Source organism: Nostoc sp. (assembly GCF_036917195.1).
GTDB lineage: Bacteria > Cyanobacteriota > Cyanobacteriia > Cyanobacteriales > Nostocaceae > Nostoc.
In genome coordinates this window covers 1-14941 of the sequence record NZ_JBALDG010000070.1, presented here as the reverse complement: position 1 = coordinate 14941, position 14941 = coordinate 1, and the positions used below count along the sequence as shown (strand labels likewise).

At 42.1% G+C, this 14941-nt stretch carries 14 protein-coding genes; 7 read left to right on the top strand and 7 right to left on the bottom strand.

All coding sequences use genetic code 11. From position 1 onward, the window contains the following. Positions 1 to 15: 15 nt before the first annotated feature. Positions 16 to 1275, top strand: coding sequence for a phosphotransferase (locus V7K40_RS23030; RefSeq protein WP_334963798.1), 1260 nt, complete (start codon positions 16 to 18; stop codon positions 1273 to 1275). A 157-nt stretch (positions 1276 to 1432) separates the two neighbouring features. Next, positions 1433 to 2521 (top strand): T3SS effector HopA1 family protein, encoded by a 1089-nt coding sequence (locus V7K40_RS23025; protein ID WP_334963796.1) that lies wholly within the window; start codon positions 1433 to 1435, stop codon positions 2519 to 2521. Positions 2522 to 2949: 428 nt separating this feature from the next. Here V7K40_RS23025 and xth read toward each other — a convergent pair whose 3' ends face one another. Continuing rightward, positions 2950 to 3732 carry an exodeoxyribonuclease III gene (gene xth / locus V7K40_RS23020; RefSeq protein WP_334963794.1) on the bottom strand — a complete coding sequence of 261 codons (783 nt, stop codon included), beginning with the start codon at positions 3730 to 3732 and terminating at the stop codon, positions 2950 to 2952. Positions 3733 to 4191: 459 nt separating this feature from the next. Here xth and V7K40_RS23015 point away from each other — a divergent pair, with 459 nt between their 5' ends. From V7K40_RS23015 to V7K40_RS23000, 4 genes are all read left to right on the top strand, one after another. Further along, a complete protein-coding gene (locus tag V7K40_RS23015; protein WP_334963792.1) occupies positions 4192 to 5262 on the top strand; it encodes a glycosyltransferase family 4 protein in 1071 nt (356 codons plus the stop codon). Between the two features lie 55 nt (positions 5263 to 5317). Then, a complete protein-coding gene (locus V7K40_RS23010) occupies positions 5318 to 5503 on the top strand; it encodes a hypothetical protein (protein ID WP_273765094.1) in 186 nt (61 codons plus the stop codon). A gap of 116 nt (positions 5504 to 5619) precedes the next feature. Then, complete coding sequence (locus V7K40_RS23005) at positions 5620 to 6642, top strand: alcohol dehydrogenase catalytic domain-containing protein (protein ID WP_334963829.1); 1023 nt, start codon at positions 5620 to 5622, stop codon at positions 6640 to 6642. Between the two features lie 787 nt (positions 6643 to 7429). Further along, positions 7430 to 8296: a GNAT family N-acetyltransferase gene (locus V7K40_RS23000; RefSeq protein WP_334963790.1), complete on the top strand. Its 867-nt coding sequence runs from the start codon at positions 7430 to 7432 to the stop codon at positions 8294 to 8296. 227 nt (positions 8297 to 8523) lie between these two features. Here V7K40_RS23000 and V7K40_RS22995 read toward each other — a convergent pair whose 3' ends face one another. The 3 genes from V7K40_RS22995 to V7K40_RS22985 form a co-directional block, all read right to left on the bottom strand. Then, a complete protein-coding gene (locus V7K40_RS22995; RefSeq protein WP_334963788.1) occupies positions 8524 to 10143 on the bottom strand; it encodes a glycosyltransferase family 39 protein in 1620 nt (539 codons plus the stop codon). Positions 10144 to 10978: 835 nt separating this feature from the next. Continuing rightward, positions 10979 to 12295, bottom strand: coding sequence for a recombinase family protein (locus V7K40_RS22990; protein WP_334963786.1), 1317 nt, complete (start codon positions 12293 to 12295; stop codon positions 10979 to 10981). A gap of 101 nt (positions 12296 to 12396) precedes the next feature. After that, positions 12397 to 12756, bottom strand: a complete 360-nt coding sequence (locus V7K40_RS22985; protein ID WP_334723015.1) for a VOC family protein — start codon at positions 12754 to 12756, stop codon at positions 12397 to 12399. Between the two features lie 140 nt (positions 12757 to 12896). On the opposite strand from V7K40_RS22985, the gene V7K40_RS22980 reads away from it, so the two are divergent. Next, a complete protein-coding gene (locus V7K40_RS22980) occupies positions 12897 to 13352 on the top strand; it encodes a hypothetical protein (protein WP_334963828.1) in 456 nt (151 codons plus the stop codon). Positions 13353 to 13528: 176 nt separating this feature from the next. Here the strand turns inward: V7K40_RS22980 and V7K40_RS22975 are convergent, their stop codons facing one another. The 3 genes from V7K40_RS22975 to V7K40_RS22965 form a co-directional block, all read right to left on the bottom strand. After that, positions 13529 to 13933: a GFA family protein gene (locus tag V7K40_RS22975; RefSeq protein WP_334963784.1), complete on the bottom strand. Its 405-nt coding sequence runs from the start codon at positions 13931 to 13933 to the stop codon at positions 13529 to 13531. A 235-nt stretch (positions 13934 to 14168) separates the two neighbouring features. Then, positions 14169 to 14375, bottom strand: a complete 207-nt coding sequence (locus V7K40_RS22970; RefSeq protein WP_334963782.1) for a hypothetical protein — start codon at positions 14373 to 14375, stop codon at positions 14169 to 14171. 75 nt (positions 14376 to 14450) lie between these two features. After that, positions 14451 to 14941: tetratricopeptide repeat protein (locus V7K40_RS22965; protein ID WP_334963780.1), on the bottom strand; the 491-nt coding region annotated here is incomplete at its 5' end.

The following is a 14941-nucleotide window of genomic DNA, read 5'->3' as shown; positions in this document are numbered from 1 at the left end:
AGTAGGAAATAATACATGGTATTATCACTGTCTTCTCATAATGTTATCCAGTATCTGCAAGATGCGGGGCTGTGTAGCTCAGAAGATGGCGCATCAGACAAATCTGAGTTGCCAGGAAGTAGTAAGAACAATTTCAATTTACTAGTGACTCTAGCAAATAATCGCAAACTGCTCATTAAACAAGAACGTAACGTTAATAACAAAGACGCCGCGCCCCATGATTTGTTTCAGGAGTGGCTGTTTCATCGGTTGCTCCAGCAGTTTCCAGTTCTTGGCAATATTTCTGCGATGCCTACGGCGGTAAACTACGCACCATTGGTAGTGCATTTTGACGAAGAAAATTCTATCCTCGTCCGCAATTACCTGAATGAATATCTGGAGCTTGCGATATTCTACCACAGCAATGATATTTTTCCACAACAAATTGCTTCTGCGATCGGTACTACTTTGGCAGGACTCCATCGGGCAACCTATAACCGTCGAGAATATAGGGATTTTATGGCAACTGCTCCCGAAGGAGAGTTTCGCTATGGCTTTTACAATCCGGCGCAAGGGGTAGAGTCGATTGGGCCAGAGATTTTTGGAACGGTTCCCACGGATGCGCTGAAATTCTATCTACTCTACCAGCAGTCGGAGAGTTTGGAATCTGCGATCGCAGATTTGGCATATGACTGGAATCCTTGCTGCTTGACTCACAACGACCTGAAATTGAACAACATTTTGGTTCATTTCAGGTGGGAGAAACTAGACAATTGCCTAGTACGACTAATTGATTGGGAAGCTTGTTCTTGGGGAGATCCAGCCTTTGATTTAGGAACTTTACTAGCAAGCTATTTAGGAATTTGGCTCAAGAGCCTCGTAGTAGACCCCACCATTGAGTTAGAAGAATCTTTACATCTAGCGTTGACACCTTTAGAGATTTTACAACCTTCAATTGTTGCCCTAATTAGAGGTTATATAAATGCTTTCCCCATGATTTTGGAATATCGCAGTGACTTTATTTTGCGGGTTATCCAGTTTGCGGGGCTAGCACTGATTCATCAAATTCAGGATATGATTACCTGCCGCAAATCCTTTAATAATGCTGATATCTGTATGCTGCAAGTGGCTAAAAGTTTACTCACTATGCCGCAGCAAGCTATACTGACTATTTTCGGGATATCAGAGTCCGAAATCCTGAATCCTGTGGCAAAAATCCATAAACTTCCTCAGCCTGTAAAGGAGCCACAGCTACTTCGTATTTATTACGAAAAGACTCGGCTTCGCGGTTGTTAATGGCAGGGAGCAGAACAATTTAAAAGCTGGTTTTCAAATTAAATTAGACATTTTGAATGGTTCTGCGTGTTATTTACCCTATCATAAATATTAGAAGATTTTGCCCCATAGTGGTTTCATAATTTTGGATTTTAAAATTTGAGTTCTGAATGGATTAATGCTAAATTACTCTATCAATCAACCGCTAAATTCTCTATTTGATATTGCTAAGAATATCCAGATTGAGTCAAATTTTTGTATTTACCATCCCAATTATCAACCCTTTGCTCTGCCAACTAAAATAGCTGACAGATTTCAGCACAATTCTGTAGATTTACAACAGAAATATCTCACTCTCCTGCTGCGAAACTTTCTTTATGGAATTTATTACAATGGCTCCCTGCAAAGTACTTTGGCAGTCAATACTGATAGTAATAATCACCCGCCAAAGCATAATTTAGCAGATAATTCCATTTTGGAAATTGATTGGGACTTTTACGAACATCTGCACGCCAGTAATCACGGCATCGGTTACTTTGACCCTCGATGGCAGGTATTGCGGAAAGAACCTGATGGTACTATGGCAGTGACTAAAGGCGGTTTAACACTCTATGTTGAGCCAGACTGCCATCTAGAATCCAGTAAAAAATCTACCAAAGTGGGTGACATGGTAGCAATCTGGATGCCCAAAAATCGACTACAAAATGGCTCTTACTTGGCAGTTAGTAATGTCGGACAGGAACGCCAGAGCAACCCCGATGCTGATTTGGGAGCAGGGCGAATTTACTTTAACATTACGCCATCTGGTGCGATCGCTCTCATGGAAAGCCTGACACTGCAATTGAATGCAGCCTCGATTCCTTTTAACTTTCAGGTTCTTCATAATCCCTGTGCATACGGACGCTATGATTCGGGGCTACTCTACTTTGAACTCCCTGACTATTCAGAAATTCGCACAATCCTTCAGGCTATTTATCCAGAAAATCAATCCCATTTCCAGCCCGAAATTCCCTTGTTTACCAAATTTTTAGCACCAGGGTTAGGTTTAGCCGAAGAACCAATCCAAAAATTTGCAGCACAGGAAAGTTTTGGGATGAACCGCTGCCAAATTGTCGCTAATGCTTTATTAGAAGCTTGGCAAAAAGGTAAGAATGCGATGGAGGAGCGGATGAGGATGATTGACCAACACTTTAGGCAACATCTAATAGATTTACAGCATCCTTATCTCAATCCCAGTTCTGAGGATATATATCATCCGTTAGATTGATTGATAGGGGCTGGGTATTAAGTACCTCGGCGTAAATAATTAAAAGTTTATAGTAAGCGGCTCTAGCCGTACTTTGTTAGCGTAGCTTCTCGTAGAGGCGCTACGCTAACACTAAGTGGTTACGCAAAATTATGTTATTGCGAGCGAAATGAAATGTAGCATTCGCGGTAGCGTCTCGTAGAGAAGCAATCCCAAACCGCAAGCGAATTGCTACCCTGCTGGAACGCCTGCTGTAGGATGCCTGAACGCAAAAGCGTCTCCTGTCTTGAGAAGGGCTTTTGCGTAGCTTACTTCTGGGTTCGCAAGGCGTCTAGTAGAGTTGGAGTCCGCTTCCGCAATGACAAACGTAGGACTTACGCAGGGAGAAAATTCTCACCTCTGCACCCTGCTCCCCTGCTTCTTACCATGCCCAATCCCCAATCCCCCATTCAAAATTCCACAATTACTGGCGTATGGTCGCTGGGTTGGGTTAATTTTCTGGGTGCAACATCGATAATACAACTTTTAGCACGCTCATACAGTATAGGTGTGAGATAGTGATGGTCAATCCGCCAACCTAAGTTGTGACGGAAGGCAGCGGCGCGATAATCCCACCAGGTATAATTTCCACCTTCTGTGGTGAATTTGCGAAAAGCATCGGCAAATCCTAGTTCTAGAATATCCCGTAAGGCTTGGCGCTCTGTTTCTGTTGCCATAATGTGATTTTCTGTACTCACTTGCTCGTGAATATCCTTGTCTTCTAGGGCGATGTTGAAGTCACCGCACACACAAATCGCAGGTTGTGACAGCACTAACAATCGTAAATACTCGCGTAGCGCTATCAACCAGCGCAGTTTGTATTCATATTTTTCAGTTCCGACTGCTGCGCCATTGGGAACATATAAGTTAACAATCTGAACACCATCAATTACACCTGTAATTACCCGTTTTTGCTCATCCCATTCAGGGTGTAAATCGGTCAAAATCGCCCTAAATCCGCTACTTACGTCTATAAGTGGCTGGTGGCTAATCAGGGCTACGCCGTTATAAGATTTTTGTCCTGATATATAAAGGTTATAGCCCAACTGCTCAAAAGGCGATCGCGGAAACTCGGCATCTACAACTTTGGTTTCTTGCAAGCAGAGAACATCAACCGGATTGTTAGTTAACCAATCGGTAACCTGTTCGAGGCGAGTGCGAATTGAGTTGACGTTCCAAGTAGCGATTTTCATTAGTTAGTTATCAAAATTTTTGTAAATTACTAATTACACATTATGTAATTTTTGTACAATTACTTAATATTTATAACTTCTGTTCCATTTCCCAATTACGTTTAAACGAAGCTTTAATGATTTGATCCCATTGAAGATATTAGTATTGTCAGCTACCAAATATTCAACTTTGTAAGTTGTGCTACCAAATATTCTACTTCATTATGATACCCAAGACAGATGCAACAAGTAATTGATTTGCTATAGGCTAGAAATATAGATTGTAGTTGACTTTTACCGATAGTTTTTAGATTTGTCGGTAGAGAATTTGCGTTACGGTTAACCGTTATTGTGCTTTTGGTAGCCTATTAGATTAATTTAAATGTCAAAAGAGTAAGTACAAATTCTCTTTCCTCATACAATAATCATGTAACTCATTATTGGATGAGAACAATTTCATAGACTGAACCAAAAAAACTTATGAAAATCGCTCAAGTTGCCCCCTTATGGGAAAGGGTTCCACCTCCTAGTTATGGAGGAACAGAACTGGTAGTGAGTCGCTTGACTGATGAACTTGTTCGTCGCGGTCATGAGGTAACTTTATTTGCCTCTGGCGATTCTCAAACTTTAGCTCATTTACAAGCAGTTTATCCGCAGGCATTGCGCTTGGACCCAAGTGTCAAAGAGTATGCAGTGTACGAAATGTTAGAACTGAGCCAAGTTTACCAAAGTGCTGCCCAATTCGATATTATCCATTCTCATGTAGGGATTTCGGCACTACCTTTAGCGAGTTTGATAACAGCAACTTCTACAGTGCACACTCTGCACGGTAATTTTACAAACGACAACCGTCACGCATTTAGCTACCACCAAAAGCAACCATACGTCAGCATTAGTAACTCGCAGCGTCAAATCGATCTCAATTATATTGGCACGGTTTATAACGGAATTGAGCTAGCAGATTACCCATTCGTAGCCAAACCGTCAGAACCTCCATATTTGGCATATTTAGGTCGTTTTTCGCCAGAGAAAGGGCCACAACATGCGATCGCTATTGCTAAACAGAGTGGTTGGCACTTGAAGATGGCAGGAAAGGTTGATTTAGTAGACTCTAAGTTTTTTGAACAAGAGATTGTTCCCCATATAGATGGTCAGCAAATTGAATATCTAGGCGAAATTAACTACGCCGAAAAGGCTAAATTTCTGGGCAATGCAGCCATAACTCTTTTCCCGATTAACTGGCAAGAACCTTTTGGGTTAGTAATGATTGAATCAATGGCAACTGGTACACCAGTGCTTGCCATGAATTTCGGCTCCGTACCTGAGGTGATTGCTCACGATAAAACAGGTTTTATCTGCAAAAGCTATGCAGAAATGGCATTGATGATTCCATTAGCTTTGGAACTCAATCGTCAAACCTGTCGAGAACATGTAGAAAACAATTTTAGTGTTAACCAAATGGTTAACGGATATGAAGCTGTTTACAGACAAATTATTAAAGACCGCATAGAATCGAATGGCCGCATTCATGCAGCTAACATCGAGTTTTAATCAACTGCTTTTTTATCTAATTTAAACAATAACTTTTTTTAAGGAGAACATTAGTATGAGTACGAGAGCCAACACCTGCCCATGCTGCGGTGGTTCCCTGCTGCGTCATGCCCGTCATGGTGAACTGTATTGGTTTTGTCTATCGTGCCGACAAGAAGTACCGCTATTGACTGTTACTCGCTTGCCGAATGTGGAAACCCGGAACACCGGAGTGGTTCCTCAGCCAGTGGTGAATTCCTAGTTTGACGGCATTTTAGATTAATAAAAGCCAACTAGAAATCAAGACTAATTTGTTTAAACCTATCAACTAGCTTCAAGTGGTAAAATCAGGTGGATCTAGTTGATAGGTTTAAAGCTTTGTTAGCAGCGGTACTTTATGGTCAAGAAGATTTCCGCTTAGAGGAAGTTCCTGACCCCACTCCAGCGACTGGCGAAGTTGTGATTCAAGTGGGGGCGGCAACAACTTGTGGTACAGATTTGAAAGTTTGGCGGCGTGGTGGTCATGCCAAAATGCTGAAAACGCCGACGCTGTTTGGGCACGAAGCTGCTGGGCGAATTGTTGCCTTGGGCGCAGATGTCAGTGGTTGGCAAATAAGCGATCGCATCGTCGCTAATAATTCTGCCCCATGCTGTCGGTGCTTTTTTTGTCAACGTCAAGAATATTCATTATGTCCGAATCTGACCTGGAATAATGGGACTTTTGCCGAATACATGAAAATTCCCGCAGCTATAGTACAGCATAATTTGTTACAGATTCCTGATGAGTTGCCGTGGGAATTGGCAGCGATGACGGAACCTCTAGCTTGTGTGTTACATGGTGTAGCCCGTTCTAACGTCAAAGCCAAAGATCAAGTAGTCGTCTTAGGAGATGGGGCGATCGGGCTGATGTTTGTGGCGGCGTTGAGTAGTCAAGCTGAGGTGTTGCTGTGGGGAGGTAATAACCACAGGCTAGAAATTGGTCAGAAATTGGGTGCAATCCAGACCTTTAATTATCGTCAAATCCCAGATATTCCCAGTGTAGTGAAAGAACTCACCCAAGGATGGGGCGCAGATGTGGTGATTGAAGCAACTGGTGTACCAAGTGTTTGGGAAACTGCGATCGCCTGCGCCCGTCCTGGTGCAACAGTCAACTTATTCGGTGGATGTCCACGGGATACCAGCATTACCGTCAATACAGAACAGCTACACTACAGCGAAGTGACCATCAAAGGCGTGTTTCATAATACACCAAAGTATGTGCGAGAGGCGCTTGCACTGATCGCTGGTCGCAAAATTCCTTTTGAGTTACTTATTAGTGAACAGCGGCCATTAAAAGATTTAGAACAGGTGTTTTGTGAGATGAAGGCGCGTCAGGTTATTAAGGTAGCGATGATTCCTTAATTTTTTGCAGGGTCAGCAGATCCTATAAGTCTAGCCAAACAATGTAGAAAACCTGGATACCAGAGGATCTATAATTTCCCGTCTGGTAATACTTGGGATGAAAACATTGCCCACAACGACTCATAGTAAGGGACAAAATAAGCTGAAAAGGCAGTTTGATAAATTTGGTGAGCAACAAATAAGTGAGGAATTTTAGTACTTAAATATATCAAGTATTAACTTTTATAAAATAAAAATAAAGTATCTGATAAATTAATTACTTTATTGTAATTTTAAAAGTGGCATTGTTTAAGGTAAAAAAAAACCATGTTCAAGCAAATATAGTGGTTCTCAGTTGAGTGCAATATAGTAGCAACAGTGGGTGAACCAACCAACAATGTCTTTTTTAGCAACTGTTTCTAAGGCTTCTGCGATCGCTTAATCTAATTCTTGTTCTGTAGTTAAATATTCCTTGATTTTCATCAAACCGCTCGGCATCAGGTAGCTGTGTATAGCCCGACTCTGACAAACAAAGCTTCAGAAAACAAGAATATGTACGCCAATTTTCCACAGAAGATACAGAATACATCCACACTTAGAGGCTGCCTCCGATAGCTTTACTAACAATCATGCGGGCGCAAGAGTGCCATCACTCAATAGAATGTATACCTGGGGCAGTGGCTCCTTAATGCTAGTGGGAACGTCTGGATGTTCTCCAAGTGGTGTCAGATCGGTTGATATAGTGTAGTTATGATCATAAGGTTTACAGACTACTACTTACTATATTGAAACAGCTAGTCTACCAATTATGAAAAGCACAAACTTCATTTTACGAGAGGGAAGAATTGAAGACGCTCATGACTGCGGTTCAATCTGTTACCAAGCCTTTAAGATACTCAATGATCAACATAATTATACTATAGACTGGGGTTCAGTCGAAACTACAATTGAGTCGTTTTCTTCTCTACTTAAGCGTCAAAATATTTACTCGGTTGTAGCTGAACTAGATGGACATATTGTAGGCAGCAACTTCCTCTGGAGTAATGGAACAATTGCCGGAATTGGACCACTCTCAGTTAGCCCGATGACACAAGGACGTTCAATTGGAAAACATCTCATGCAATACGTTTTAGATTATGCATGGCAGCAGAAGTTTGCAGGTGTGAGGTTAGTGCAAGCTGCCTATAATAGTAGTTCATTATCCTTATATACCAAGCTCGGATTTCATGTGCGAGAACCGCTTGCAGTCCTAAAAGGTACGACGCTTCAACTTGAAGTTTTAGGGTATGTGGTTCGTACAGCAACCTTAGCAGATATTGATATCTGCAACAAACTCTGTTTTCAAGTTCATGGTCATGTTCGTCACCTGGAATTACTTGATGCGATTGAGCAACAAACGCTTACAGTAGTTGAACATAACGGTAACATTACAGGATACACAACTGTACTTGGCTTTGATGGACACGCAGTTGCACAGAGTAATCAAGACCTCAAGATCCTCCTCGGCGCTGCACCAGCAATTTCCGAATCAGGATTTTTGTTGCCAACCCGCAATACTGAGTTATTGCGCTGGTGCTTAGAGAAAGGATTGCACGTAGTTCGACCAATGACATTGATGAGTATGGGACTGTACAACGAGCCAGCAGGCGCATTTCTGCCTTCAATAATCTATTAAATTGCCTTTTATGGGATTTTTGGAGTATTTCACCCCGGAAATCAATCAGCAACAGAATACACCTAGCTATTATGGCGAAATTGTACTGATATCCCCATAGATGCTTGGGTAGGTAATCGTAAACGCAGGGGAGGCAGGGGGAGATGAGAAAGATGAGGAAGATGAGGAGCGAGGGAGAAATTGTAGTAAGTTTTTCTCCTCTGCCTCTTCTGCCCCATGCCCGACATTTACAATCGATTTGTATCTTTTGTAACTAACTTCCAGCCTTCAGCTTGGTCAATTAGCTTCACCGACTCTAATTCGAGATTGTTGAAAGCAGATGCATGAAGCAGGAAATAGGGTTGGCCGTTGTAGTGCCAATAATATTCCAGTTCGCCAACAGAAGCGGGAATGATGGTGCGATCGCTATAATAATCCAACGAGGGACGATGGTAGGGAAAAGATGTGTAAATCTTCCTCGTAGCTGGATTTGCCCGCACGATCATGGCGGCGACTGGTTTAACTGGATAGGCTTCAGATAATTCCCAAACCCAGTAGTTAGATTTCATTAACAGCAGCAGTGAAATATAACTTCCCCAAAACAAAATCTTCAGAAATTGTCCATCACCTCGTTCTGCCAAAATAGCTGCTAAGGTCATAGTTAAAGCTACTGCGGCAAAAATCAGTTGTAAGTCTGTTTTCGGTGTTGTACCCCAACTAAAATAAATACTACCAGCAGAAGCGGCTACAGCAAGTATCGCCAAACCAACAACCCAAGCACGGGGATAAGATGAAAGTAAAGGCGAATTTTCTGTATCTGATAATTGGATACCAAAAGCTAAGGCTAAACTAGGGTAAATCGGGAATAGATACCAGGGAACTTTGGTAATCATGAAAGAAATTACCAGCAGATAAACACCACTCCACGCCATTACTAGTTTTGCCCAGCTAAGGTTACGATTTTCCCAGGTTAAGCGGACAGTTTGCGGTAAGAATAATAACCACGGCCATGTGTATTTAAGAAGTTCAATAACATAGTACCAAGGTGGTTCAGAATCCCCTTCTACAACAGAGCTAATTCGGTCTAGTGATGGGTTTGCAAGGCCAATTTGAGCAAAAGTGTAACCATAGTGAATTAATTGGGCACTGTACCAACCAGCTACAGGCAGAATACCAATTAAGATTGCTATCCACAGATAGTAACAGGTGAGCAGTCGTGGCGTATCCCAAAACAGAAATACGATCGCAATCGCACCTAGCAATATGCCTAGCAGTCCTTGAGTCAGGCAAATCAACCCAAAACTAATACCAACACCAAGGCAATAACGTAAATCCCGGCGCGATCGCAACACGCACAACATCATCACCATCAAAAAACTTACCATCGCCCCATCCAACATTGCCAGCCGCCCATGACGCACCACAGGTAACATTGTTAGATAAATCAAGGCGCTATAAATTGCTGCCCAACGTTGGCGAAATATCTCTCGAGCAATGCAATACAGTAAAGGTACAGATGTCGCTGTTAAAATTGCTCCAGGTAGGCGCGTTGTCAACTCATTTTCGCCTCCTAGAGAATAAGCCCAAGCTATTAGCAAATGCATCAAAGGCGGCTTGTTATAGTATGGTTCGCCTCCTACCGTTGGGTAAACCCAACGCATTGAACCTGCTGGAGCGTGCCAAATTTCACGAGCAACCTGTGCCACAGTCCCTTCATCCCAATCTCGCAGCGGCAATCCTCCCAGATTGATGCTAAACAGTAACACTGCTGCCAACAGCAATACTATTAGCCATACCCAATCAATCCATTTGCCAACCGTGCGATGCTGTTTTTCTAGATGACTCCAAATAAAGCTTCCTTCTTGCATATTCTATGTTAATCATTTTACTTGCTGGTTTGATTACATAGAGACCAGAGCAAATCTCCAATGTTGCACCCAGTAACAACGTATGTTATTAACAATTGCTAGTTTCCAAGATTAACTCAACTTTCTCTAATTAGCGCTATTTTTTGAAAAATTTATCTTGGTTATTTAAAGAACATTTCAGCTGATAAATGATAAAAATAATACAGTCCATAAATTATTTATTACCTCTTACTTAGTCCGTAAATAAACTTGTATTTTATTCTTAATGTGACGATTAGTTGAATTTTTATCTACTTAGGTTTAATTTGGCTTAATTTAAAAAATATGAAATAATTGCTACAGGGTTTCAATAGCGTGCTGAACAATTAAAAGAATTAGTTGTAATCTTTCTAGATAGTAATTACTAACATATTTAAATCTTCCATTTTGTTAGCATCCTGCCTATAAATAAATTCTGAGGCTAATAGCTTGCATTTCTCTCAAGAGGACTAAATACAATATTTTCGGCTTTTAAAAACAATTTATGATTCTTATAGAGATGATTATTGATTAAAACTATTCCAAATTAGCAAGTTTTAGTATTTTAAATTTCATTAAGTGATTATTTCATTGAAATATGTGTGCTATACAATTTGCTAATAGCATTTTTTCCAAAAAAAAGCCACTAAAAAATTATTGGAGCCTCTCAATGAATTTACCTGTTGTTGTGGATGTTACTCTTGGCTTAGTTTTTATTTACTTGATTTTGAGCTTGCTTCTCCGTGGGAGTATGCGGTTCGTTCCTCATATAGTTTGGCGGATCTTCATACAGAATTGGTATAACCGCCCCTTTAACTTAAAAAATAAAAATAACTTGTAGTTTTAATTCTTTATTTTGAAGAGCAATCTCAATTTGCTTGATAAATTCTCGAAAGTAAAATCGTCGCTCTGTTTCCGACAAATCTAACCAAAATTGTGGTATGGAAACAGCTTGAGCAACAGAACGCAAGTTAACTGGGGGAAGAGTCGCCAACTTTGCTTCGAGTGTAGAAATTTCTGTGCGGAGTTTGTAAGCTCTTAACTTTGCTGTTTCAACATCTAAAATTCCAGTTTCAATTAAAGCGGGTAATTGAGCAAGTATTTCTTGCTGACGAGCGATCGCTTGCCCTAAACTATTCTTGACTCCATCCAATTGGGGAAAATTCATCCCCGCTACAGCTAAGGGTAAGTCACGGCAAACCGTTTCAATTGTATGTTCTAAAACCTCTTGGTAAGGAATAGCCTTACATTTGGGGCGTCGAGGACAGCTAGTAGAACGTAAATAAAGATACTCCTTATCATGATTGTGTTGGGTGACACGAGTAACTGTCAGATGTGACTGACACTCAGCACAGACAACCAACCCAGCTAAAGAACGCCTAGCACTAGCAGTTCGGGATGGTAAACGGCTGTTACGGCGTAAAAGTCGGTCAACTTGGGCTGCTTCTTCTTTAGAAATTATCGGAATATGGGTATTGGAGATGGTTTCACCATTTTGGTAAGCTGTATTGCCGCGATAAACTGGATTAGTCAGCCAGCGTCTTCCTGTGGTGACAGAGATTTTTTTGCCGTATTTTTTCGCCAAGTAACGAACTGAACCTCGCAGGGAACCATAGAGTAAAAAGTGTTCAAAAAAATCTTTGACTATTGGTGAAGTACTGCGGTCAATGGTATATTTTCCCTTACCTCTGCGATAGCCGTAGGGAACTTTGCCGGGTGGCGGTGCAACATCGAGACGATTACGGGCGTGTCCTTCACGGATGCGACGACTACGTTGCTGACGTTGGATTGCGTGTAGCAAATTCAGTAAGTTAGCGCCCAGAGGGTAGTTTTCGGAAGTGTAGGGCTGTTCTGTGGCGATGATCGCTACTCCCATTGCTTCGAGTTGATGCAAGCGATCGCTAATTTCCTCTACAGTATCCCCTAATTCTTCCAACCGACGAATTAGGAGATAATCTGCCCTTTCAGTTTGGCAATCGGTAAATAATTGTTGTAATTGCGTTCGCGTAGCGTGTCCAGAAGACTCTTGCTTGCCCAAATCTTCATAAACTTGATCCACCTCCCATCCCCAATCGGCTTGATCGGGAGAAGATTCTAATAGCGGATTAGTATAAGAGTAGGCAATGATTTTCATTAGTCATTAGTCATTAGTCATTGGTCATTGGACAAGACAAGGTAGAGACTTTATTCAATAATTCCTCCTTGTCCCCTTGTCTTGCTTGTCCCCACTCTCCCTCACTGCTGACTCAACTCAATAATATTTCCATCAGGGTCTTGAGTAAATAGGGCAGCGCGACCGGAAGCACTGGCTTGAATGGGATAATTATGATTGAGGAATTGCTGTTTGGCGGCGTCTAAGTCAGTTACTGAGAAGGCGACGTGGGGATTGCGTCCCCATTTTTCGTTGGGGTTTTCGGTGGGGACAGTGGTTGCGACTATCAGGTGAATTTGATAGTCGCCGACTTGATACCATGCACCAGCGTAGTTTAGGGAACGATCTATTTTAGATAATCCTAATACTTTGCCATAAAAGTGTTCGGAGCGTTCTAAGTCAGTGATAAGAATTGCTGTATGGAGACTTTGGGTAATCTGCATTGTCAGTAAGTGCGATCGCGTTTATCTAAATTTTGACGTAGTTTCAACCCTTGCGGGGAGTGGGGAAGCAAAATAGCAGGGGAGAATAATAATAACTGATGCCCCATACCTAATGACAAACTAAAAAATGAGGATAAATGATGGATGATCAATTAAGTCATACGGAAATGAATGTTGCACGGGGGATATTACAAGATTATGATCCTGCACAACACGCATTGAATCACTTGGAAAAACACAATGGCAAAGTTGAAACCGCTTTTGAGGATTTGTGGATTGAGAAAAATGGACAACCGTTGATGCAGCAAAGAAAATCACTTTGGCAAGTAACACTAAAGGTATTGCGTGAGGAACTCTGTGGCGATGATGGTTTTCGTGGCCAACTTAAAGATTACACGAAGAATCCAGGGAGTTCGCCCTTGTTGACAGGGTTGATTATCTCCCTTGTTGGTGTAGCGACGGCACACGGTTTGCCAATTGATCCAGCGATCGCAACTGTTATTGTTTTATATATCCTCAAAATCGGCTTGAATATTTTTTGCCAATACACTGAACCATCCGTTGGCAATTCTGCAACTCTAGCGCCAGGAAACTGATGTGCTACCTTGCAAATCATTGCCGTGGATGCTTTGTGTATGGCATATTTTTTGACCTCTCTCCAAACCTCTCTCCTTTTAGGAGAGAGGCTTTGAATTTTACTCCCCAACGCTACAAGGGTTGGGGTTGGGGGTTAGGTCTGTATTGAACTGCCGTGAAAGCGGCGTCTACGCTCCTATAGGTGCCTTGTCTCGGCTGGAGGCGCATCCCAGTTGTTGTTACGGCCATCAGCAAATCGAATGGGCGCTTCAATGAGTTCCGTTAGTTCGGCGTTGTCGAGCGCAGCCAATTGGACTGAAACGTAGTCACCGCCAATCTCTTCAACGTGCCCACGAGCAAATGATCGCACGCCGCAGTGCTTGCAAAAGAGATGATGTCCAACCTTTGAATTGAACTGGTAGTCGCTCAAATCGCCTTCGCCGGATAGCAATCGGAATGCGTTGGGCTTAATGATTGCGTTCCAATTTTGCGTTTTCGTGCAGATCGAGCAGTTACATTTGTTTGTACCCAAGCTCAGGTCGATGTCGGCTTCAAATCGAACTGCGCCACAATGGCAGCTTCCAATAAAGGTTTTGAGCATCACAATTTCCCAAGAGATTGTCGTCCGAAAAACGTACAGGCTTTTATACAGTGACAAATTAAATGGCGTCGAAACAAATTCATGTGATTAAGCTGGGTCTTACCCCTTTTAGACTTGCAACAATTTGTGTTGATGCAGCCTGTAAGTTTTCTGTGCTGATTCTAGTCTGAACGCTAGAGATTCCAGCCTTCACATCCTTGATGAGACAAAACAAGGCATAGCGACAAATAAAGAGTCACTGTACAAGTGCGTAAGTCCTGGTAATCTCTTGCAATTTGATTGTATCGGCTGACAATGCCATTGTATCGGCTGACAATGCCATTGTATCAACTAACAATGCGATTGTATCGACTAACAATGCGATTGTATCGATTAACAATGTGATTGTATCGACTAACAATGCGATTGTATCGGCTGACAATGCGATTGTATCGACTAACAATGCGATTGTATTGACTTGCTACGCCTGCCTAATGAGTATGATCTGGTCGCGCCCCTATTAAATGCCATCACCCTATCACTCTGGTAATCTCTTTAACGCCTCCCGTGCGATCGCCCCCCAATATTCATCTTTATACTCAACATATATTTCCAACGCTGTCTGCAAATGAACCCTCGCCTCTGCGTAGTTTTCTTCTGCTTCTGCAACCAGTCCTAAAGTGCAGTAGGTGAGTGCTTGGGAATAGCGATCGCTAAATTCGATTTTGATAGCCAAAGCTTGTTGGTAATTGCGCCGCGCCTCCTCAAATTCCCGCAAATCTTGGGCAACTCTTCCCAACTGGTGGTAAGTGCTAGCAGAAGAATAGCGATCGCCAAATTCGATATCGATAGCCAAAGCTTGTTGGTAGTTGCGCTGCGCCTCCTCAAATTCCCGCAAATCTTGGGCAACTATTCCCAACTGGTGGTAGGTGCCAGCAGAAGAATAGCGATCGCCAAATTCGATATCGATAGCCAAAGCTTGTTGGTAGTTGCGCTGCGCCTCCTCAAATTCCCGCAAATCTTGGGCAA

What these genes read in the sequence shown, in the direction of transcription:
- V7K40_RS22995 (WP_334963788.1), bottom strand. Translation starts at nt 10,143, where the DNA reads ATGCAAGAAGGAAGCTTTATTTGGAGTCATCTAGAAAAACAGCATCGC.
- V7K40_RS23000 (WP_334963790.1), top strand. Translation starts at nt 7,430, where the DNA reads ATGAAAAGCACAAACTTCATTTTACGAGAGGGAAGAATTGAAGACGCT.
- V7K40_RS23025 (WP_334963796.1), top strand. Translation starts at nt 1,433, where the DNA reads ATGCTAAATTACTCTATCAATCAACCGCTAAATTCTCTATTTGATATT.
- V7K40_RS23010 (WP_273765094.1), top strand. Translation starts at nt 5,318, where the DNA reads ATGAGTACGAGAGCCAACACCTGCCCATGCTGCGGTGGTTCCCTGCTG.
- V7K40_RS22975 (WP_334963784.1), bottom strand. Translation starts at nt 13,933, where the DNA reads ATGCTCAAAACCTTTATTGGAAGCTGCCATTGTGGCGCAGTTCGATTT.
- V7K40_RS22990 (WP_334963786.1), bottom strand. Translation starts at nt 12,295, where the DNA reads ATGAAAATCATTGCCTACTCTTATACTAATCCGCTATTAGAATCTTCT.
- V7K40_RS22985 (WP_334723015.1), bottom strand. Translation starts at nt 12,756, where the DNA reads ATGCAGATTACCCAAAGTCTCCATACAGCAATTCTTATCACTGACTTA.
- xth (WP_334963794.1), bottom strand. Translation starts at nt 3,732, where the DNA reads ATGAAAATCGCTACTTGGAACGTCAACTCAATTCGCACTCGCCTCGAA.
- V7K40_RS22980 (WP_334963828.1), top strand. Translation starts at nt 12,897, where the DNA reads ATGGATGATCAATTAAGTCATACGGAAATGAATGTTGCACGGGGGATA.
- V7K40_RS23015 (WP_334963792.1), top strand. Translation starts at nt 4,192, where the DNA reads ATGAAAATCGCTCAAGTTGCCCCCTTATGGGAAAGGGTTCCACCTCCT.
- V7K40_RS23030 (WP_334963798.1), top strand. Translation starts at nt 16, where the DNA reads ATGGTATTATCACTGTCTTCTCATAATGTTATCCAGTATCTGCAAGAT.